This is a genomic window from Rhizobium sp. CC-YZS058 (assembly GCF_034720595.1).
Classification (GTDB): Bacteria; Pseudomonadota; Alphaproteobacteria; order Rhizobiales; family Rhizobiaceae; genus Ferranicluibacter.
Window position 1 is genome coordinate 2,507,381 of sequence record NZ_JAYESJ010000001.1, and the last position, 21,571, is coordinate 2,528,951.

The 21,571-nt window shown below is 64.7% G+C and carries 18 protein-coding genes and 1 pseudogene; 6 read left to right on the forward strand and 13 right to left on the reverse strand.

What is annotated here, in order from left to right; genetic code table 11:
* Positions 1-175: 175 nt before the first annotated feature.
* The 10 genes and pseudogenes from U8330_RS12080 to rpoZ all read right to left on the reverse strand — a co-directional run.
* A pseudogene (locus tag U8330_RS12080) lies at positions 176-2,348 on the reverse strand (Tex family protein); the annotation flags it as partial.
* Positions 2,349-2,420: 72 nt separating this feature from the next.
* A complete protein-coding gene (locus U8330_RS12085) occupies positions 2,421-3,419 on the reverse strand; it encodes a glutathione S-transferase family protein (protein ID WP_323105524.1) in 999 nt (332 codons plus the stop codon).
* Positions 3,420-3,538: 119 nt separating this feature from the next.
* A complete protein-coding gene (era, locus tag U8330_RS12090) occupies positions 3,539-4,516 on the reverse strand; it encodes a GTPase Era (protein WP_323107272.1) in 978 nt (325 codons plus the stop codon).
* 205 nt (positions 4,517-4,721) lie between these two features.
* Entirely contained in the window at positions 4,722-5,432 is a 711-nt protein-coding gene (gene rnc / locus U8330_RS12095; protein WP_416236917.1) for a ribonuclease III, read from the reverse strand.
* Entirely contained in the window at positions 5,429-6,172 is a 744-nt protein-coding gene (gene lepB / locus U8330_RS12100; RefSeq protein WP_323105527.1) for a signal peptidase I, read from the reverse strand. The genes rnc and lepB overlap by 4 nt, the downstream gene beginning before the upstream one ends.
* A gap of 161 nt (positions 6,173-6,333) precedes the next feature.
* Complete coding sequence (gene acpS / locus U8330_RS12105) at positions 6,334-6,753, reverse strand: holo-ACP synthase (protein WP_323105528.1); 420 nt, start codon at positions 6,751-6,753, stop codon at positions 6,334-6,336.
* A gap of 12 nt (positions 6,754-6,765) precedes the next feature.
* Positions 6,766-7,329 (reverse strand): DUF2062 domain-containing protein, encoded by a 564-nt coding sequence (locus U8330_RS12110; protein ID WP_323105529.1) that lies wholly within the window; start codon positions 7,327-7,329, stop codon positions 6,766-6,768.
* 461 nt (positions 7,330-7,790) lie between these two features.
* Positions 7,791-7,943 (reverse strand): DUF3563 domain-containing protein, encoded by a 153-nt coding sequence (locus tag U8330_RS12115; RefSeq protein WP_323105530.1) that lies wholly within the window; start codon positions 7,941-7,943, stop codon positions 7,791-7,793.
* 134 nt (positions 7,944-8,077) lie between these two features.
* Positions 8,078-10,309 carry a bifunctional (p)ppGpp synthetase/guanosine-3',5'-bis(diphosphate) 3'-pyrophosphohydrolase gene (locus U8330_RS12120; RefSeq protein ID WP_323105531.1) on the reverse strand — a complete coding sequence of 744 codons (2,232 nt, stop codon included), beginning with the start codon at positions 10,307-10,309 and terminating at the stop codon, positions 8,078-8,080.
* Positions 10,310-10,568: 259 nt separating this feature from the next.
* Positions 10,569-10,970, reverse strand: coding sequence for a DNA-directed RNA polymerase subunit omega (rpoZ, locus tag U8330_RS12125; protein ID WP_323105532.1), 402 nt, complete (start codon positions 10,968-10,970; stop codon positions 10,569-10,571).
* A gap of 500 nt (positions 10,971-11,470) precedes the next feature.
* On the opposite strand from rpoZ, the gene U8330_RS12130 reads away from it, so the two are divergent.
* The gene (locus U8330_RS12130) at positions 11,471-12,049 is read left to right on the forward strand and encodes an NYN domain-containing protein (protein ID WP_323105533.1); all 579 of its coding nucleotides are present in this window, start codon (positions 11,471-11,473) and stop codon (positions 12,047-12,049) included.
* A gap of 101 nt (positions 12,050-12,150) precedes the next feature.
* Here the strand turns inward: U8330_RS12130 and smpB are convergent, their stop codons facing one another.
* The gene (gene smpB / locus U8330_RS12135) at positions 12,151-12,630 is read right to left on the reverse strand and encodes an SsrA-binding protein SmpB (protein ID WP_323105534.1); all 480 of its coding nucleotides are present in this window, start codon (positions 12,628-12,630) and stop codon (positions 12,151-12,153) included.
* Positions 12,630-13,514, reverse strand: a complete 885-nt coding sequence (dapA, locus tag U8330_RS12140; protein WP_323105535.1) for a 4-hydroxy-tetrahydrodipicolinate synthase — start codon at positions 13,512-13,514, stop codon at positions 12,630-12,632. The genes smpB and dapA overlap by 1 nt, the downstream gene beginning before the upstream one ends.
* 350 nt (positions 13,515-13,864) lie before the next feature.
* Here dapA and U8330_RS12145 point away from each other — a divergent pair, with 350 nt between their 5' ends.
* The 3 genes from U8330_RS12145 to U8330_RS12155 all read left to right on the forward strand — a co-directional run bounded on the left by U8330_RS12145 (position 13,865) and on the right by U8330_RS12155 (position 17,264).
* Positions 13,865-15,907: a lytic transglycosylase domain-containing protein gene (locus tag U8330_RS12145; protein ID WP_323105536.1), complete on the forward strand. Its 2,043-nt coding sequence runs from the start codon at positions 13,865-13,867 to the stop codon at positions 15,905-15,907.
* 106 nt (positions 15,908-16,013) lie between these two features.
* Positions 16,014-16,244 (forward strand): hypothetical protein, encoded by a 231-nt coding sequence (locus tag U8330_RS12150; RefSeq protein WP_323105537.1) that lies wholly within the window; start codon positions 16,014-16,016, stop codon positions 16,242-16,244.
* 156 nt (positions 16,245-16,400) lie between these two features.
* Complete coding sequence (locus U8330_RS12155; protein ID WP_323105538.1) at positions 16,401-17,264, forward strand: alpha/beta hydrolase; 864 nt, start codon at positions 16,401-16,403, stop codon at positions 17,262-17,264.
* Between the two features lie 139 nt (positions 17,265-17,403).
* Here the strand turns inward: U8330_RS12155 and U8330_RS12160 are convergent, their stop codons facing one another.
* On the reverse strand, positions 17,404-18,444 hold the full coding sequence (locus tag U8330_RS12160; protein WP_323105539.1) for a porin: 1,041 nt from the start codon (positions 18,442-18,444) through the stop codon (positions 17,404-17,406).
* 620 nt (positions 18,445-19,064) lie between these two features.
* Between U8330_RS12160 and U8330_RS12165 the strand changes: the two genes are divergently transcribed.
* Positions 19,065-20,051, forward strand: a complete 987-nt coding sequence (locus tag U8330_RS12165; RefSeq protein ID WP_323105540.1) for a porin — start codon at positions 19,065-19,067, stop codon at positions 20,049-20,051.
* A 75-nt stretch (positions 20,052-20,126) separates the two neighbouring features.
* The gene (locus tag U8330_RS12170; protein WP_323105541.1) at positions 20,127-21,113 is read left to right on the forward strand and encodes a porin; all 987 of its coding nucleotides are present in this window, start codon (positions 20,127-20,129) and stop codon (positions 21,111-21,113) included.
* The last annotated feature ends 458 nt before the right edge of the window (positions 21,114-21,571 follow it).

Consider the following 21,571-nt stretch of genomic DNA (forward strand, 5'->3'; position numbering starts at 1 on the left):
TGCAACAAACGCGAAAGGCTGGTTTGAAACGCGGCTCACCGCCGCTTCAGCGCCTCGGCCAGCTTCGCCGCCAGCGCGCCGCCGCCTGTGTCCTTCTGGGGCATGGGTGGTCGGGTCGTTTGGGGCTTGCGGTCGGGCTGGCGGTCGGTGACGTTCCTCCCGCTCGCAGGCGCGGCGTCCTTGCGCATGGAGAGCGCGATGCGCTTGCGCGGAACGTCCACATCGGTCACCCGCACCTTCACCACGTCGCCCGCCTTCACCACCTCGTGCGGGTCCTTGACGAAGCGGTCGGCGAGCTGGGAGACATGGACCAGCCCGTCCTGGTGCACGCCGATATCGACGAAGGCGCCGAAGGCGGCGACGTTGGTCACCGTGCCTTCCAGTATCATGCCGGGCCTGAGGTCCTTGATGTCGTCCACCCCGTCGGCGAAGGTCGCCGTGCGGAAGCTCGGTCGTGGATCGCGGCCCGGCTTTTCGAGCTCGGCCAGAATGTCGCGCACCGTCGGCAGGCCGAAGCGGTCGTCGACAAAGGCCTTCGGGTCGAGCGATTTCAAAAGCGCCGTATCCCCCATGATGGCACGCAGATCCCGCCCGCAGGCGGCGACGATCTTCTTGGCGACGCCATAGGCTTCGGGATGCACGGAGGAGGCATCGAGCGGCTCCTTGCCGCCGGTGATGCGCAGGAAGCCGGCACATTGCTCGAAGGTGCGGGCGCCGAGCCGCGGCACGGATTTCAGCTCCGTGCGGCTCTTGAACGCGCCCGCCGTGTCGCGATGGGCGACGATCGCTTCCGCCGTCGCTCTTCCGAGACCGGAAACGCGCGCGAGCAGCGGTGCGGAGGCCGTGTTGAGGTCGACGCCCACTGCATTCACCGCATCCTCGACAACGGCATCCAGAGATCGCCCGAGCCGCCCCTGGTCGACATCGTGCTGATACTGGCCGACGCCGATCGACTTCGGCTCGATCTTGACGAGCTCGGCCAGCGGATCCTGCAGCCGACGGGCGATCGAGACCGCGCCGCGCAGCGAGACGTCGAGCGCGGGAAACTCGGCCGCTGCCGCTTCGGACGCGGAATAGACCGAGGCGCCGGCTTCGGAAACGATCACCTTGGTGGGTTTCGGCGTCGGCAGCGCGGCCAGCATGTCGGCCACCAACCGCTCGGTCTCGCGGCTGCCCGTGCCGTTGCCGATGGCGAGCAGCTCCACATGATGCTTGCGGATCAGGCTGGCGAGCTCGGCCTGCGTGCCGCGAATATCGTTCTTCGGTGGAAAGGGGTAGACGGTGGTCGTCTCCAGCAGCTTGCCGGTCCCATCCACGACGGCGACCTTGACGCCGGTGCGGATGCCCGGATCGAGCCCCATGGTGGCGCGCGAGCCGGCAGGGGCTGCGAGCAGCAGGTCCTTGAGATTGCGGGCGAAGACATGGATTGCCTCCTCCTCCGCCCGTTCGCGCAGCTCGCGCATCAGGTCGAGCGAGAGCGACAGCGACAGCTTCACCCGCCAGCACCAGCCAATCACCTCCATCAGCCAGGCATCGCCCGGCGCAGAGCGCACCTGGTAGGCGGCCGCCATGATCCGCTCCACCGGTTTGATCTGCCCCTTCGCATAGCCGGCCTCCGCCTCGTCGACCGCGATCTCGACCGAGAGGATCTCCTCGTTCCAGCCGCGAAGCATGGCCAGCACCCGGTGGCCGGGCGCCGTCGCCCAGCGTTCGGAATGGTCGAAATAATCGGAGAACTTAGCGCCCGCCGCCTCCTTGCCCGCCGCCACCTTGGCGCGGATCAGGCCTGTCTCGCGCATATGGGCCCGCAGCCGCTGCAGGAGATCGGCATTCTCGGTCATGCCCTCGGCGACGATGTCGCGCGCGCCTTCGAGCGCGGCCTTCACATCCGGAACGTCGGCCGAGAGGTAACCGGTGGCGCGCTTTGCGGGATCGACCGTCCTGTCGGCAAGGATCGCCTCGGCCAGCGGGCCGAGCCCGCGCTCGCGGGCGATTTCGGCCTTGGTGCGCCGCTTCGGCTTGTAGGGGAGATAGATATCCTCGAGCTCGGTCTTGGTGGTGACGGCGCCGATGCGGGTTTCGAGATCCTCGGTCAGCTTCCCCTGCCCGCGGATCGAGTCGAGAATGGCGCCGCGCCGGGCCTCCAGCTCGCGCAGATAGGTCAGCCGCTCGGCCAGCTGGCGCAGCTGCGTGTCGTCCAGGCCGCCGGTCACCTCCTTGCGGTAGCGGGCGATGAAGGGCACGGTGGCGCCCCCGTCCAGAAGCTCGATCGCGGACACGGCCTGTGCGGGCGTCGCGCCGATCTCGGCGGCGATAAGAACGGGAATGGCGGTGGCGGGCTTCTTCATGGGCGGCGCTCCTTCGAATCGGCCGGACCATAAGCCCATGCTTCTCGAAGGCCAAGCGCCGCCTTCGGCGGCTCAGCGCTCGGCAATCCCTTCGCCTGGCAACGTCTCGCGACCATGCGGACGATCGAAATCGAGAACCGGCCCCAGCGGCACGATGCCGGTCGGGTTCAGATGCGCGATCGAATAATAGCCACGCTTGATATGGTCGATCCGTACCGTCTCGCGCAGCCCCGGCCACTGATAAAGGTCGCGCAGATAGGCCGAAAGCACCGGATAATCCGACAATCGCCGCAGATTGCATTTGAAGACGCCGTGATAGGCGGCATCGAAGCGGATCAGCGTCACGAAGAGGCGCAGGTCGGCCTCGGTCAGATGGCGTCCGGCAAGGTAGCGGCTCGTCGCCAGATGCGTCTCCAGCCGGTCCAGCGTGGCGAAGAGTCCGGTCACGGCCTCGTCATAGGCCGCCTGCGTCTTGGCAAACCCGGCGCGGTAGACGCCGTTGTTGACGCTGTCGTAGATCGCCGCGTTCCACCGGTCGATCTCGCCGCGCAAGGCCGGTGGAGCGAGATCGGCCCGATTGCCGGCGATCCCTTCGAAGCCCGAATTGAGAATGCGCAGGATATCGGCAGATTCATTGTTGACGATCCGCCCCTCCTGCCGGTCCCAGAGAACCGGCACGGAGACCTTGCCGGTGTAATGCGGGTCGGATGCGGTGTAGAGCTGGTGCTGGAAGCGGATCGGCCCGACCCGTTCGCCCGCATCGGCCTGCGGCGCATAGGCCCAGCCGTCTTCGCCAAGTTCGGGTTCAGCGACGGCAAGCGGCACCGCCTCTTGAAGCCCCTTCAGGACCCGGATCATCAGCGTGCGGCTGGCCCAGGGGCAGATATAGGCAACGAAGAGCTGGAAGCGCCCGGCCTCGGCCTTCACAGCCTCCTGCCCTTCCGGCCCCGGGCTGCCATCCGGCGTGATCCAGCGGCGAAAGCGGGTCGGCTCGCGGTGAAACGCGCCCGCCTTCATCTCGCTCTCCGCCACATCACCCTTCACCCAAACCCCGTCGACCAATTGCGGCATGGCTGCATCCCCCGTGTCCGTGTGGGTTCACAGGTCTCACGGGCCCGCCCGCCGGGCAAGGCGAGCGATGGGCGACAGTCTGTTCAACGCGCACGGTCGACGGCGACCGGCTCCACCGATCAACCGCGCGGAAACTCCAGCCCCATCTCGCGGAAGCGCTCGGGATCGTCGCCCCAGTTCTCGCGCACCTTGACGAACAGGAAGAGGTGGACCGGCTGTTCGAGGATTTCGGAGATTTCCTTGCGCGAGGCCATGGAGATCGCCTTGATCGCATCGCCGTTCTTGCCGAGCGCGATCTTCTTCTGGCTGTCGCGCTCGACATAGATCACCTGCTCGATGCGCACCGAACCATCCTTGCGCTCCTCCCACTTCTCCGTTTCCACATGGGAGGAATAGGGCAGCTCCTGATGCAGGCGCAGGAACAGCTTTTCGCGGGTGATCTCGGCGGCGAGCTGGCGCATCGGCAGGTCGGAGATTTGGTCTTCGGGATAGTACCAGGGGCCTTCCGGCAGGGCATCGGCCAGATAGTCCATCACATCCTCGCAGCCTGAGCCGGTAAGGGCGGAGATCATGAAGGTGCGCTCGAACTCGATCTTTTCATTGGCGGCGGCCGCAAGCTTGAGCAGATCCTCGCGCGACACCTGGTCGATCTTGTTCAGCACCAGGATCTTCTTCTGATGCACCTCTTTCAGCCCGTCGAGGATCATGTCCGCATCACCCTTGAGCCCGCGCTCGCTGTCGATCAGCAGCATGATCCGGTCGGCATCCTTGGCGCCGCCCCAGGCGGTGGTGACCATGGCGCGGTCCAGCCGGCGGCGTGGCTTGAAGATGCCGGGCGTATCCATGAAGACGATCTGCGCCCGCTTGTGGGTGGCGATGCCGCGCACGATGGCACGCGTCGTCTGCACCTTGTGGCTGACGATCGAGACCTTGGCGCCGACCAGCCGGTTGACGAGCGTCGACTTGCCGGCATTGGTGGCGCCGATCAGCGCGATAAAGCCGGACCGCGTCGGCGCTTCGCTCTTAGTGTCCTGAGGCTCGGCCTGTGCGGCATCCGCCGGCAGGGCGTCCGCAGCGGTGTCGATGTCGTCGGCCATATGCGGCCGGTCGCTCATCTCCTGCTGGTCGCTCATATCGTGCTGGTCGCTCATATCATGCTGGTCGCTCATGGGGGTCACCCTTCTTGTCTCTTGGGCCGCTTCGGCCGGCTCTCTCGATTGGATAGGCAAGTATGGCACGGCGCGCGCAACAACGCACGCCTGCAAAGGAAAGACGGTGCTTTCGTTGCAGCGAGTCTCAAGGTCAGCGATCGCTGCGCCAGACCCCTTCCCGCTGCAGAAGCTTCTGCGCAGCGGTCTGTTCGGCTGCGCGCTTGGAGCGGTCAGTGCCCGTTTCGGGCGCCAGTCCGGCAATCTCGACGGTCACGGTAAAGCGCGGATCATGGTCCGGGCCGGAGCGGTCGTCGACGCGGTAGCTCGGCGCGCGGCCGAACTTCGCATGCGTCCATTCCTGCAGTTCGGTCTTGGCGTCGCGCCGTGCGCCATCGGCGCGGCTGGCGCGGTTCTGCCAATGGGCCAGCACGAAGCGTCGCGCCGCCTCCAGGCCACCGTCGAGATAGATGGCGGCGATCAGGGATTCCACCACGTCGGCGCGGATGTTCAGCACCTGCTTGCCGCCGCGGGTCTTCACATCCGCCCCAGCGCGGATGAAGCGGTGCAGCTCCAGCTCGTCGGCGACCGCCGCGCAGCTTTCGGCGCTGACCAGCTGGTTCAGCCGCACGGAAAGTTCGCCCTCCTTCGCTTCGCGGAAGGTGGTGAACAGAAACTCGGCCACGCAGAGGCCAAGAACCCGGTCGCCCAGGAATTCGAAGCGCTCGTAATCGGCACCCTTGCTGGTGCGGGCGCTCGAATGGGTCAGCGCCCGGTCCAGAAGCGCCTTGTCGGCGAAGACATGGCCGAGCACGCTTTCGAGAACCTGGCGCTCCGCCGGAGCAAGCGGCCGCGGCTGCATCAGTGGACGGCCTTGAACAGCCGGTCGTAGCGCAGGTTCGCCGGCCATTTCCAGATTTCGCGGAAGGAGGTGTCGTTGCCGAGCGAGAAGAAGATCATGCTGGCGCGGCCGACCAGATTTTCCGCCGGCACATAGCCGACATCGAAGCGGCTGTCGGCCGAATTGTCGCGGTTGTCGCCCATCATGAAATAATGGCCTTCGGGCACGGTGAACTCGCGGGTGTTGTCGCCGCGCGAATCCGGAAACTGGTCGAGCGTGTCGAAGCTGACGCCATTGTCGAGCGTTTCGCGGAAGACCGGCACGTCGGCGCCGGTGTCATACTGGTCGTCGGCGCGGAAGGCGCCGTCCGGGGCGCGCGCCACTTCCTTGTCGTTGACATAGAGAATGGAGTTGCGGACCTGGACGCGGTCGCCCGGCAGGCCGATCACCCGCTTGATATAGTCGATGTCGGGATTGGGCGGAAAGCGGAACACCACCACGTCGCCCCGCGCCGGCTCGCTGCCGAAGATGCGCCCGGAAAAGAGATCCGGCGAGAAGGGCAGCGAATATTTCGAATAGCCATAGGCGAACTTGTTGACGAAGATGTAGTCGCCGACGAGCAGGGTCGGCATCATCGACCCCGAAGGGATGGTGAAGGGCTGGAACAGGACGGTGCGGATCACCACGGCCAGCAACAGGGCCTGGATGACGACCTTGACGTTTTCCCAGAGGCCGCCTTCCTTCTTCTCGACTTTGTCTACCACGCCCGTCATTCCTTGATCCGACCGCGCCGCGGTCCTTTGCCTGAAGCGATCGCTGTCGCCTGTTTCGTTCCCGGGAACATCCGCGCCTGCCGGGCCATGCATCGGCACCCGCTTGCCGGCCGCATGAAAGGCCGGAAACGCGGGCTTTGCGCCGGCTTCCTCTAACCGCTTCCGGTCTCAGGAGCAACGGGCAGCGCCTCGATAACGACGAAGGCCTGTGCAAGTGGGAAATCGTCGGTGATGGTCAGGTGAACGACGCCGCGGTGCCCCTCCGGCATCAAGGCCGCCAGCCGCTCCGCCGCGCCGCCGGTCAGCTGCAGCGTCGGCTTGCCGCCCGGCAGGTTGACGACCCCCATGTCCCGCCACCAGACCCCTTCCGCCAGCCCGGTGCCCAGCGCCTTGGCGCAGGCCTCCTTGGCGGCGAAGCGCTTGGCATAGGAGGCCGCGCGGTTCTTGCGGCCTTCCGACTTGGCGATCTCGATCTCGGTGAAGCAGCGACGCACGAAGCGCTCGCCGAAGCGTTCGAGCGAGTTTTCGATGCGGCGAATGTCGATGAGATCGCTGCCGAGGCCGATGATCATGACTGGGATCCTTCAGCCGTTCCGGGCTGCAAAACGGGCCAGGCGCCGGCTGTCGCGGCGAAGGCGGAAAAGGCGCGCGGCCTGGAAGGCGGCGGGATAGGCAATGGCGGCGGCAAGCAGCGCCAGGGGCAGCGAGCCGACGATCAGCGGCATCAGCACCGGACGCCAGAGGCGCGCGAGATCGAGCTGAGTCAGCATCTGCAGCATGTCGTCTCCCGAAAACGCCCGACCGCCGGGTGCCGCCCCGAGAAGGGCCGCGCCCAGCTCATAGGACGTGGCGAGAATGACGGGAATGGTGACCGGATTGGCCAGCGCGGTGGCAATGCCGGCGGCGATCAGATTGCCGGAAAAGACATAGGCGATGACGAGCGCCAGCCCGATATGGAAGCCGATGAAGGGCGTGGCAGACGAAGCCGCCCCCGCGGCCACGCCCAGCGCAATCGCATGCGGCGAGCCGGACTGCCGCAGCACCTTCAGCCCAAGATAGCGCCAGCCGCGCGTAAACCCCTTGCGCGGCCAGAGAAACTCCCTGAGACGCGCGGAAAACGGAGCAGGCGTGCGGCGGCGAAACAACATGAACGAGTGATAGACAGGGCCGTGTGGCGGTTCAATGGCAAATGCAGCGGGCCCGGCACTGCGCCACAACAGCCTGCCGCTGCGCCACAACAGCAAGAACCCCGTGACGGTTCCAGATGGACACCACCATCACGCGGGGCCGACCCGGCCAGGATCGCTCTCGGATTAAGGCAAGGGCCAACCGAAACAGCACGGCCGGCTCAGTGATCGGCGAAAAGACAACAGGTCCCGCGGCGCTGCCGACTGTTTGCGGGCCCGGCGAACGGGGATGGGCCTCGTCCGAAACGTTCGGCAACCGACAGACAGGATGCTCCTCCTCCGGAAAGACGGCCTTCCCGGTCGATCATCCTGCGCAGTGCGGTCTTCGTCGGTATTCGCCGCGCGGCCTCCACACAGGAGACGCAGCCGCGCGAGCGACCAGCTATGCGCAGAGCTCATACCAGCCCTGCCTAAAACTCGCCTCAGAAGCCCTTGCGGAACAGGCCGCGGTCGATCTGGCGCTGGCGGTATTCGAGATCGATGCGGTCGAAGGAACCGTTGAGATAGTCGAGCTCGCGCTGCTCGGCGGAGGGGGCGCGCAGGGCGCCGGCGATCTTCTTCATCTGCTTGAACATGGTAAACCTCTTTCGTTTACTCCCGACACGGAAGATAGGTGCGAGGCCGCGTGTCCACCAGCGCCAGCTCCGAGCGGCAGCCATGCAGTTCATGCATGGCCATGTTCATGGTTGATTAAAGGATCGACAGAACCCTAGAGAAAGACGCGCTTGACGGTGGAGACGACCGGCAGCTCTTTCAGCTGCGCCAGCATATGGTTGAGTTGGCGCAGGTCCCAGACCTCGAGGTCGAGCATGATTTCCGAGAAATCGGCGGCGATCGGTCCCATGGCGATGGTGCGGATGTTGATGTCGCCATCGGCGATCGACTGGGCGATTTCCGCCAGCGTCCCCGGCTCGTTCAGCGCGATGATCTTGGCGCGGGCCATGAAGCGGGTCTTGTTGGCCTGGTCCAGATCCCAGCGCACGTCGATCCAGCGCTCGGACTCGTCTTCGAAGAGTTTGAGGCTCGGCGACTGGATCGGATAGATGGTGATCCCCTTGTCCTTCTCCATGATGCCGACGATGCGGTCGCCAGGCACCGCGCCCGATTCGGTGAAGGCGACGGAGGCATTGCCGGAAATGCCGCGGATCGGCAGATCCTCCGGCCCGCCGGCATCGATCGGCGTTGCGACATCGCGCGACTGGCCGGGCAGCTTGAAGGCAATGCCGGCGGCCGAGGGCATGTTGAACCAGCCGTCGTCCGGTGCGGGCTTGACGGTGACGCGCTCGTCCTGGTGATCGGGGAACATGGCGCGCAGCACGTCGAGCGAGGAGAGCTCGCCGCGGCCGACGGCGGCGATGGCGTCTTCCACCTCCTTCTCCTTCTGGCCGAGACGGTGGAGGATCGGCTTCATGCCCTCGCGGGTGAAGTGCTTGCCGGCGCGCTCGAAGGTGCGCTCGAGGATGCGGTAGCCGAGGCCGGAATATTGCTTGCGGATCGCCGCCCGCGTCGCGCGGCGGATTGCCGAGCGCGCCTTGCCGGTCACGACGATTTCCTCCCAGGCCGGCGGCGGCACCTGGATGCCGGAGCGCACGATCTCCACCTCGTCGCCATTGGCGAGCCGCGTGACCAGCGGCATGATGCGGCCGTTGATCTTGGCGCCGACGCAGGTGTCGCCGATATTGGTGTGGACGGCATAGGCGAAGTCGATCGGCGTCGCGCCGCGCGGCAGGGCAATCAGCTGGCCCTTCGGCGTGAAGCAGAAGACCTGGTCCTGGAAAAGCTCGAGCTTGGTGTGCTCCAGAAACTCCTCCGGGCTGTCGCCTTCGGCCAGGGCCTCGATGGTGCGGCGGAGCCAGGAATAGGCGTTGGAGGTCGGCGACAGCTTGACGTCGCCGGGGGTCGGCGTCCCGTCCTTGTAGAGCGTGTGGGCCGCAATGCCGTATTCGGCGATCTCGTGCATCAGCTGCGTGCGGATCTGCAGCTCGATGCGCTGGCGCGAGGGGCCGACGATGGTCGTGTGGATCGACTGGTAATCGTTCTGCTTCGGGGTCGAGATATAATCCTTGAACCGGCCCGGCACGACCCGCCAGCGCGTGTGGACGATGCCGAGCGCGCGGTAGCAGGCGGGAATGTCGGCGACGATGATGCGGAACCCCCAGACATCGGAGAGCTGCTCGAAGGAGAGCGACTTCGACTGCATCTTCTTGAAGACCGAATAGGGCTTCTTCTGCCGCCCCTTCACCGTGCTCGCCGGCAGGCCCTTGGCGTGGAGCAGCTCGCGCAGCTCGTCCTCGATCTTCTTGATCAGCCCTTCATTGCGGGTGGAAAGTTCCTCGAGCTTGGCGCTGACCGCGTCGAAGGCTTCGGGATTCATATGGCGGAAGGAGAGGTTTTCCAGCTCCTCGCGCATGTCGTGCATGCCCATGCGGCCGGCGAGCGGCGCATAGAGCTCCATCGTCTCTTCCGATATGCGGGCGCGCTTGTCCGCTGCCATATGGTCGAGCGTGCGCATATTGTGCAGACGGTCGGCAAGCTTGACGAGCAGCACCCGCACATCGTCGGAAATGGCGAGCAGCAGCTTGCGGAGATTCTCGGCCTGCTTGGCCTTGCGGCTGACGAGATCGAGCTTCTTGATCTTGGTCAGGCCCTCGACCAGCGCGCCGATATCCTCGCCGAACAGATCGTCGATCTCGGCGCGGGTCGCCGTCGTGTCCTCGATCGTGTCGTGCAGCAGCGCCACCGCAATGGTCGCCTCGTCGAGATGCATTTCGGTCAGGATGGCCGCGACTTCGAGCGGATGGGAGATGTAGGGGTCGCCACTCGCCCGCTTCTGCTGGCCATGCTTCTGCATGGCATAGACATAGGCCTTGTTCAGGAGCGCTTCGTTGACATCCGGCTTGTATTTCTGAACCCGCTCGACGAGTTCGTATTGGCGCATCATTCCCTGGCGGCTCCACAAGACCGTCGCCAATCGACCCCGCGTTCGGCCCGGATCGAATGAGACAGCGTCCATCCTTTTTGGCGGCATGCATCCTGCGCGGCCCGAATCGGCATCCGGGCCCGCTTCCACCTGCCATGTCCACCCCTATGGTCAGGGCGGCTTCACGTCAATTTCAAGGCGTGCGAACGGTTCGCGAAACGCAAACGGCGCCCGGTCCGTCCGGACCGCGCGCCGCTTGAGCAGAGGCGAGCGCCTCTGATCAGTAGTCGTCGCTCTTTTCCGGCGGCACCAGGCCTTCGATGCCGGCCAAAAGCTCTTCTTCCGACATGCGGTCGAAGGTGACGGCTTCCGGCTGATCGTCGTCTTCGGAGGCGTCGGCGAAAACGGCCGGCGCATCGGAGATCGACGCCGGATCAGGCTCGGGCTCGTCCACTTCCACATGCTTCTGCAGCGAGTGGATCAGGTCTTCCTTCAGGTCGTCGGGAGAGAGCGTTTCATCCGCAATCTCGCGCAGCGCCACGACCGGGTTCTTGTCGTTGTCGCGATCGATGGTGATCTGCGCGCCCTGCGAGATGAGGCGGGCACGGTGGCTGGCCAGGAGGACCAGTTCAAACCGGTTGTCGACCTTGTCGATGCAATCTTCGACCGTAACGCGGGCCATTGCCTATCCTTATCGCTTGGGTGGGCTCGGACCCGACGCTTTCGCTTCAGGCCAGCCGATTGATGTGACGGCCGGCCAGCGGACGACAGAAGCCGCCGCGCGAGGCCGTGCATCGTGCAGTTTCGCTGCCCTTACACGGTCTTTCGCACAAGAGCAAGATTTGTCGCACGGCGCGCTTTTTCCGCGCCTGTGCCAAGATGAGAAATGTAACGAAACGTTTCCGCTTTTGGCAAAGTGTCTTGGTGAAATCAGAATGCTCGTTTGACGAGCAATCATTCCTTAAGATCGAGCAAAATCCGGGCTTCTCCACCGCCATATGCCGGCCTAGTCACGGCTGTTACTAGGTGTAGGGATCAGACCAACGGAAATCGCGGGCTTGGCGAACTTTCCCTCCGGCATGTCTTTTGTTATGCCAGTTTCTTGCGATGCCGGTTTTGCTTCTCGCCCGATTCCTCGCTCCCCAGCGGACACAGAAGCAGGCCGGACAAGGGAAGGTAAGTATGTTCGATCCGCGTGAAAAAATCGCCCTGTTCATCGACGGCGCCAATCTTTATGCCGCCTCGAAGAGCTTGGGCTTCGACATCGATTACCGCAAGCTTCTGAAGGCCTTTCAGAAGCGCGGCTATCTGCTGCGTGCCTATTATTACACGGCATTGATCGAAGATCAGGAGTACTCGTCCATCCGTCCCCTCATCGATTGGCTGGATTACAACGGCTACAAGGTGGTCACCAAGCCGGCCAAGGAGTTCACCGACTCGCTCGGTCGTCGCAAGGTGAAGGGGAACATGGATATCGAGCTTGCCATCGACGCCATGGAACAGTCCGAGACGGTGGACCACCTCGTTCTCTTCTCGGGCGATGGCGATTTCACAACCCTGGTCGAAGCCCTTCAGCGCAAGGGCCGCAAGGTCTCCGTCGTGTCCACCATGGCCACGCAGCCGCCGATGATTGCCGACGATCTTCGCCGGCAGTCCGATCACTTCATCGATCTGATGAGCCTCAAGGCCGAGATCGGCCGCGACCCCTCCGAACGCGCCTCCCGCACGGTGGTGGAACCCCCGGCCGGCGACGCCGCCTGATCGGCACAGCGTGGGAGGCTGGCCAGCCGGTCTCCCACACGCTCCATCCCAACAATTGACAGAATGAACGGTCGACGGGCGGGCGCTTCAGAGCCCGGGCTTCAGCGATCCTTCAGAAGCCGGCTCTTCTGCCGGTTCCAGTCGCGCTCTTTTTCGCTTTCGCGCTTGTCGTGCAGCTTCTTGCCCTTGCCGAGCGCCAGTTCGAGCTTCGCCCGGCCGCGATCGTTGAAATAGATCTTGAGCGGGATCAGCGACATGCCTTCCCGGTTCACTGCCCCCTGCAGCCGGTTCACCTCGCGCTTCGACAGGAGCAGCTTGCGCCGCCGGCGCGGCTCGTGGTTGAAGCGGTTGGCCTGCAGATATTCCGGCAGATAGGCGTTGATCAGCCACATTTCGCCGCCCTCGTCGGTGGCGTAGGATTCGGCGATATTGGCCTTGCCCTCGCGCAGCGACTTGACCTCCGTGCCGGTCAGCACGAGGCCTGCCTCATAGGTGTCGACGATCTCGTAGTTGAAGCGGGCCTTCCGGTTTTCCGCCACCACCTTGCGGACCGTGCTCTGGCTCTGGCCTTTGGGCGCCATCAGTTCGTCAGCCCGGCATGACGCAGCGCCGCATCGATCGCAGCCTCCGTCGCCGGCTCCAGCGTCGGCAGGAGCGGCGAGCGCACGGCCCGGCTCATGCCGCGAAGGCGGTTCAGCGCGTATTTCGCACCACAGAGACCGGGCTCCAGGAAGATCGCCTTGTGCAGAGGCATCAGCTGATCCTGGTAGGTGAGCGCCTTGGCGAATTCGCCGGCCAGCATCGCCGTCTGGAACTCGGCCGAAAGCCGCGGCGCCACATTGGCGGTCACCGAAATGCAGCCGACGCCGCCATGGGCGTTGAAGCCGAGCGCCGTTGCGTCCTCGCCGGAAAGCTGGACGAAGTCCGGCCCGCAGGTGATGCGCTGCTCGGACACCCGCTCGATCTTGCCGGTCGCGTCCTTGACGCCCATGATGTGGGCATGCGCCTTGTGAAGGGCCCCCATCGTTTCCGGCGTCATATCGACCACCGAGCGGCCGGGGATGTTGTAGATGAGGATCGGCAGGGACACGGCCTTGGCGATCGCATCGAAATGCGCGAACAGCCCCTTCTGCGTCGGCTTGTTATAATAAGGTGTGACGACGAGGATCGCGTCGGCGCCCGCCTGTTCGGCATGCTGGGCCAGACCGATCGCTTCCAGCGTATTGTTGGAGCCGGCGCCGGCAATGACCGGTACGCGCCCGCGGGCCGCCTCGATGCAGAGTTCGACGACGCGGCGATGCTCGGCATGCGAGAGCGTCGGGGATTCGCCGGTGGTGCCGACCGGAACGAGACCGTGGCTCCCTTCGGCGATCTGCCACTCGACGTGGTCGACGAAGGCCTTCTCGTCGACGGCGCCCGTTTCGGTGAAGGGGGTGACGAGGGCGGGAATGGATCCCTTGAACATCGACGGTCTCCTGACGGCGGACTGCGCGTCAGCAACTCACGCTTTGGCCGTATTCCGGGGTTAGAAAATCGCGGCACCATAATCGCCCGCCGCCGCCCCGGCAAGTGACCGTCCACAGGGGAAAGCGCGGTCGCGCCATGGACATAGGCTTAAAGAAGAGACGGCGGCCGCGGTCTTGGCAGCCGGGAGATAAGGGGCTTCACGCGAACGTCAACCCGGTTTGCCGGATCGGCGTGAACGGGTTAACCTCCGCTTAAGACATCGATCGCCAAATGGAGGACGTCAACATCGGCATGGGGGCTCGAATGCGCGCACATCAGCGAGGGAACGGCCTGAGGCGCCGCGCTCTGATGACGGCGCTCGCCGTCGCGCTCCTCGCCGAGCCCGCGGCCGCGCTGGATGCCTCGCCCGCCCCTTCTGCCCCGCGTCCCGCCGCCAAACCGCTCGGCTTCGTGCCTGCTCCCGGCGACATCACCGGCGCCATTCCCTCGGCCACCCGCACCGCCACGGCGTCGGCTCTCAAGAATGGGCTCGACGCCCTGTCCAACCGGACCCCGGCGCGCGCCATCGCCATTCGCGACGCGATGCCGGAGGGCACGCTCGACCGCCATATCCTGACCTGGGCCATCGCGGTCTCCGGTCAGAAGGGCGTTCCCTCCTATGATATCGCGGCCGCGCAGGGCGAGCTGCGCGGCTGGCCCGGGCTGGACAGCCTGCGCGCCCATTCCGAACGGGCGCTCTACCGCGAGAACCCCACCGCCTCCGAAATCCTCTCCGCCTTCGGCAGCTCGAAGCCGGAAACGCCGGAAGGAACGATGATCCTGTCCCGTGCGCTCGTGGCCGCCGGCAAGACGCAAAGGGCGGCCGGTCTGATCGCCGCGCTTTGGCACGGCGAAGCGCTCGATGTCGCCACGGAGAGCAAGGTGCTGTCCGAATTTGCCAGCCTGCTGACGACGGCCGACCACAAGCGGCGGATGGACATGCTCCTCTATCGCGGTCGGATCGAACAGGCCGCCCGCTTCAGCGATCTCGGCAAGGCGCAGTCGCTCTACCGCGCCTGGGTGGCCATGGCGCGCAAGGCCGGCAATGCCGATGCCCTGATCGCCGCTGTCGACCCCTCCTGGCGCAAGGATCCGGCCTATCTCTTCGTGCGCATCGAGCAGTTGCGCAAGAAGGAAGAATACCGCAAGGCCGCCGCGCTGCTGGCCGACCTGCCACGCGACAAGGACCTGCTGGTCGATCCCGGCGAATGGTGGACGGAGCAGCGCATCATCAGCCGCGGCCTGCTCGACCTCGGCGATTACCGCGGCGCCTACCGCGTGGCCGCCAATCATGTGGCGAGCGAGGCGAGCGATGTGGTCGATGCCGAGTTTCACGCCGGCTGGTATGCGCTGCGCGGGCTGAACGACGGCGCGACGGCCGCCAGGCACTTCCAGCGAATCCTGAAGGCCTCCAACCGCCCGATCTCCGTTTCGCGCGCCTATTACTGGCTCGGTCGGGCCGCCGAGGCCGGTGGACCGGGCGTCGCCAAGGATTATTTCGCCCGCGCCGCCAGCCTGACCGGCACCTTCTACGGCCAGCTTGCCGCCGCCCGGCTGAACCGCGCGACGCTCGACGTGCGCTACCCGAGCCCCAGCACCGAGGACCGCGCACGATTCGAAGCGCGCGAAGCCGTGCGCGCGATCAGCCGGCTCGAGCAGGCCGGCCATGGCTGGCGCGCCGACAGCCTGTACCGCGCGCTGGCCGACCAGCTGACGAGCCCCGGCGAGCTGGCGCTGCTTTCGGCCCGGGCGGAGAAGACCCGCAGCCACAGCCTGGCCCTGCAGGTGGGCAAGCTCGCCTTCGGCCGCGGCATCGATGTCGCCGCCCTCGCCTTCCCGCTTGGCGTCATTCCGCCGAGCGCCAATATTGCCGGCTCCGGCAAGGCGCTGGCCTATGCGATCGCCCGGCAGGAAAGCGCCTTCAATCCGGCCGCCATTTCGCCGGCCAATGCGCGCGGCCTGCTGCAGATCCTGCCGACCACGGCCCGCGGCGTTGCCGGCCGCCACGGCCTTTCCTATTCGCAGGAACGGCTGACGACGGATGCCGGTTACAATGCCACGCTCGGTGCCCATTATCTCGGCGAACAGATCAGCGTTTTCGGCGGATCCTATGTGCTGACCTTCATCGCCTACAATGCCGGACCGCGCCGGGTGCCGGAATGGATCGCGCGCTATGGCGATCCGCGCGGCAAGTCGATCGACGAAGTGGTCGACTGGATCGAGCGCATTCCCTTTGCCGAAACCCGCGGCTATGTTCAGCGGGTCATGGAGAACTACCAGGTCTACAAGGCGCGGCTGGGGCAGCGGCCGGACATCGTCGACGACCTGACGGTCGGCCGCCAGGCCTCCTAGACAGAACTCTCCGTGCTGGGCGGCCGCGTCGGCATCGACGGAAAGCTTCGCGCAAGAGATCGCATCTAATTTAGACTTCGATCATGATGATCGAAGGGATTAGACCATGCACATCTCCTCCTTGGTGCAGAGCTACCGCCTCCCCGGCTATGGATCCCGCTCTTCTGGTGACCATGCGCAGGCGAGAGACGAGCGATCGTTTCCGAGCTTCGATGCCACTCCCTCCAGACCGACCATTGCCCCGGCCCGCACGAGCCGGACGCTCGAAGCCCTGCTGGCGGAATCGGCGCTGGACCGGTCCATGGCTTCGCCGCTCAGCCAGACGATGCTGCGTTGAACGGAGGGCGACCGCGGACCGGCGCGGGTGGCGCCTTCGCAAGACCGGCCGGACAAGTAGGACCATTCGCCGCGCCGCACCCATGCCTGGCACCACCTCCCACGCGAACCGCCCTGATGCTAGGCTTGGCTCCAACGGAACGGAGGGGTTTTACCAGTGGAACGGCGGATTGCGGTCGACGATGGGCTCACTCTTTCTGTGCGCGATGTGCGCCCGCGCGACGATGGCGGTCGCTTGCCGGTGATCTGCCTGCCGGGTCTCAGCCGCAACAGCCGGGATTTTGAACCGCTGGCACGCCTCCTCGTCGCGGATGGCGATGCGCCGCGGCGTGTCGTTTCCATCGATTCGCGCGGGCGTGGCGGCTCGGACTGGGATCCAGACCCGGCGCGCTATACGCTTGCGGTGGAGGCGGGCGATGTCGTCACCGTGCTCGCCGCACTGGGCATCGACCGTGCCATCGTCTTCGGCACTTCCCGCGGTGGGCTCCTCGTGCATCTTCTGCCGGCGCTCGCGCCGGGCCTGCTGGCCGGGGCAATCCTCAATGACATCGGGCCGGTGATCGGCCTGGATGGTCTCCTGGCGATTGCCGCCGTCTTGACCCGACCGATCCGTCATCCGACATGGGCCGAGGCCGCCCTCGCCCTGCGCCGGACATACGGCGCGGAATTTCCGGTCCTCGAGCCGAAGGACTGGGAGGAGATGGCCCGCTGCATCTTCACCGAAACGGACGACGGGCTTGTGCCGGATTTCGACCCCGCCATCGCCGCTCCGCTCGCCAGCCTGACGCGGCAGACCGAGCTCGCCGATCTCTGGCCGGCCTTCGAGACGCTGGCGGATATTCCACTTCTCGTCCTGCGCGGCGAGACCTCATCTCTTCTTTCGCCCGAAACCGTGGCCGCAATGCAGGCCCGGAACAGGCACATGCTTGCCGCCACGATTCCCGGCCAGGGCCACGTCCCCCTGCCCCATCATCCAGCGGTGCTTGGGCCCCTGCGCGCCTTCCTCGCCACGCTCCCTTGAAGCGGCGCGCGCCGCGGCTTCCCGCAGACGGCCCAAACGAATGATCCCGCCCGCCGGCAGGGCGAGTTTCGGCGCTCACGACGCAAAAAGCCCGGCATTGCTGCCGGGCTTTCCGTTACCGACCAGAGGTCGGATCTGATTAGAAGTCGCGCTGCAGGCGAACGAAACCAGACCAGTTTTCGCTGTCGCCGCGGAAGCCAGCTTCTTCGTCGATGTCCGTGTAGTTGACGGTTGCGAGCGTGCGCAGGCCTTCCGTGATCTGGTAGCCAGCGGTTACGCCAACCTTCCAAGCGTCGCCGTTGCTCCACTCGGAGCCGATACGGTAGTTGCCGAAGTACTGAGCGGCCGGGGTGATGGTGAACTTTTCGGTTGCCTTGATTGCGTATTCGGCAGCAACGGTCCACTCAGCGCGGTCGTAGTAGTAGTTCGGGTCGGTTGCGTATTCAGCAGCGATGCCGAGCTTGCCCGGGCCGAGGTCGGCCGTAGCGAGGATGCGGAAAGCAGCTTCTTCAGCGTTCAGGTCGTAGGAAGCGAGGCCGTAGACGTTGAAGCCGGCAACGGTTGCGCCGAGCTTGGCAGAGAAGCCGACGTTGTCGTTGCTGTCGAGCAGGTTGCCACGGTCAGCAGAGTAGGCACCGCCGTTGTCGATTTCTTCGACCGAAACGCCAGCCAGGAACGAACCGCCGTCATAGGTGTAACGGATGGAGTTCTGCAGAGCGCCGAGCGAGGAGTCGAGTTCGTCGGTTTCGCCAGACAGACCATCGTCCCACCAGCTGTAGAAGTAACCGACGTCTAAGCCAGCGATGTTGATCCATGCGCCGTCGAGGAAGGTATCACCTTCGGTGTCGGCCTGCAGGTTGATGTAGCCGGTCAGAGCGCCGAATTCGGTGTCGGACTTGGCTTCGAAAGTCAGGTAGCCGCGGGTGTAGGCGTCATAGTCGCCTTCGCCGTTTGCGCCGTAGGCGTCGTCGTTGAAGCGAACTTCGGTACGAACGTAGCCGCCGATCTTGAGGCAGGTTTCGGTGCCGGGGATGTAGAAGTAGCCGGTGCCGAAGGCGTCGCAAACGCGGACGTATTCAACTGCTTCCGGCTCGGCAGCGACGATAGCGTCGGCAGCCTGGGCGCCGGAGACTGCTGCGAGAGCTGCAGCGGAGCCGAGAAGAAGGCTCTTGATGTTCATTTCTGACCTCCAGTCAAAAGTTTCAAACGGGTCTGGGTATTTTGCTGAAGGACAGCGTTCCCTGCCCCATCCCCAACACTTGAGAAGTTGGACGATCAACCGCCCTTGCTTCCGGAGTTGAAAATACTCGCCCGGCCCGGCGGCGCAATCACCAACTTGCAAGTCCGGTGGCTTTGGTCGGCCCTTCCCCATGCGCTGTTGCTGAAACGACACAAAATTGCCGCCTGGCGAGCAAACTCTTAACAAGGGGTTAAAAAAATTCAGCGTACGCAAGGCCTTAGCTAGGCCGAAGCTTGCGCGAGGCTGGTCGGCAAGTGGGCAGAATCGTGGCTTTGCCGGTGCGGATCATCATTTTGAGGCGCAGGTCTGCGCCGCGCGAGGCCGTCACGGCGCCGATGCGCCGCTCGGTCCGGCCCCAGGTGACGCGGCGACTCGTTCCATTTCGGGCGACGATTCCCCCTTCAAGATCGATTCCCTTCTCTCCCGATCCTGGGAATCGGCCGGCGATCGGGGAGAGCTCCCACGGCGCTGGGTACGCGCGCGTGCACGCACTACGTTCGCCACCGCTTTCGATTCAGGGACTTGGGGATTCTGCGGCCATTTCTGACTGGAGGTCAGAAATGAATATCAAGAGCCTTCTTCTCGGCTCCGTGGCTGCAATGGCTGCAGTCTCCGGCGCCCAGGCGGCTGACGCGATCGTCGCTGCCGAGCCGGAACCCGTCGAATACGTCAAGGTCTGCGACGCCTTCGGCAAAGGCTACTTCTACATCCCCGGCACCGAAACCTGCCTGAAGCTCAGCGGCTACGTCCGCACGCAGCTGTCCTTCAAGGCAGACGGCTACGGCATCAACGGCAAGGGCGACTACGACGCAGCGTCCAAGGCCACCTTCAACGTCGAGGCCAAGTCCGACACCGAATTCGGCGCGCTGACCGGCTATATCAACGTCGAACTGAAGGACACCGGGGACGTCAATCTCGATGGCGCCTGGATCAATGTCGCCGGCTTCGACGTCGGTTACTTCTACAACTGGTGGGATGACGGCATCAACGGCGACGGCATGAGCCTCGGTTCGTCCCGCACGCTCCAGAACGCGATCCGCTACACCTATGATGGCGGCGGCTTCACGGCCGGTGCGGCTGTTGAAGAACTGGTCACCACCAACGCCAGCAGCAATGACGACATCGGCCTTTCCGGCAAACTCGGCTACGCGGTCGGCGGCGTCTCGGCCTGGGTCATCGCCTCCTACGACTTCGATGCCGACGAAGCCGCCTTCAAGGGCAAGTTCTCGGCTGATGTCGGCCCCGGCACCTTCCAGCTCGCCGGCGTCTATGCGGATGATCCGAGCTACTACTGGAGCACTGCCGAATGGACCATCGCCGGCTCCTACTCGGTCAAGGCCACGGACAAGCTGACCATCACCCCGGCCGTTCAGTACTTCAGCGACTACGGCTTCACCCCCGGCCACGAAGCCTGGCAGACCAGCCTGACCGCCGGCTACCAGCTGACCGAAGGTCTCCGCACGCTCGCATCCGTCAAGTACTTCGACGAAGACGGCCCGAACAACGACCAGTGGACCGGCTTCCTGCGCCTGCAGCGCGACTTCTAAGCCAGACGACTCTGCGTGAATCACCCCCGCTTCGGCGGGGGTGACAACAACAATAACCAATCCAGAGGTCATGAAATGAACTTCAAGAGCCTCCTCCTTAGCTCTGCTGCCGCCTTGGCCACCATGACGAGTGCCCAGGCTGCCGACGCGATCGTCGCCGCAGAGCCCGAAGCAGCTGACTATGTGCGCGTGTGTGATGCCTACGGACCGGGCTATTTCTTCATTCCCGGCACGGAAACCTGCCTCGGCATGAGCGGTTTCATTCGCTCGCAGATCAATTATTCGGAAGACAGCTACGGCATCGACGGCAAGGGCGACCTTGACGCGAAGGCCAAGGCCTATTTGACCGTCGAATCCTACAGCGAGACCGACTACGGCACCTTGCTCGGGACCATCGATATCATCGCACCGGACAAGGACAGTCTTTCGCTCGACGATGCGTGGATCAACATCGCCGGGTTCGACATCGGTTATTTCTACGGTTTCTGGGGCGACGATCCTCTCGGGGATGTTGATACCACGTCCGATCGGACGGGGCAGAACGGGATCCGCTATGTCTATGAGGCCAACAACTGGACCGCTGGCGCCTCGATCGAAGAGCTCATCGACAGCAACACGTCAAGCAACGACGACATCGGCGTGAGCGGCAAGATCGGCTATTCCGTCGAAGACGGGATCTCCGTTTGGGGACTGGCCTCCTATGATTTCGATGCCGATCGGCCTGCCTTCAAGGGCATGATTTCGACGGATATCGGAAATGGCACATGGGAACTCTCCGCCGTCTACGCCGAAAATCCCAATTATTACTGGAGCACGTCGAAGTGGTCGTTCACGACCGACTACAAGTTCAACGTCACGGATAAGCTCTTCATTCTCCCGGGCTTTCAGTACTACGGCGATTACGACTTCGAGAGCGGCAAGAACGCCTATTACGGCAGCTTGCAGGTCGGCTACCAGATCACCGATGGCCTGAAGACGCTGGCGGATATTGCCTATCTCGACCCGGATGGTCCGGGAAATCACGAGCTTTCGGGCTTCCTCCGCCTGCAGCGCTCCTTCTAAGGCGCGCCCCGCTTAACCTGCCCTCCTCGTTCGCGAGGATGGCTTCGCAAACTTCAGCCTGCAGTCCTCGCGGACTGTGGGCCTTGCGGTGTTGGAGTTTTGAGATTAAGCATTCGCTTCATGACGCATGTTTCACGCAGAGCTGAGAGCCTGGACGCTTCCTAGCTCTGCCATCCGAAGCCGGAGCCCTCCGCTCCCCGATACGACCTGACCCGGTCTCGCGCGAGTCCGGGAAGGAGCCCCTGCGTCCTGCGGCAATGGAGACACCGCCGCCGCACGGCCGCCCATCCCGGCCCGCTGCCCGTGCAGCCTCGGCCGGTGCATCGAATGGCCGGCGGTCGGCGCGTCCTGCGCGCCTCCCCGGTGAACTGCCAGTGTTGCGGGTCTTCTCGCAGCCGAATTGCCAGACCTGCGGCGTCGCCCGCAGCCCCTTGCCAGACCTGCGGGCTCGCCCGCGC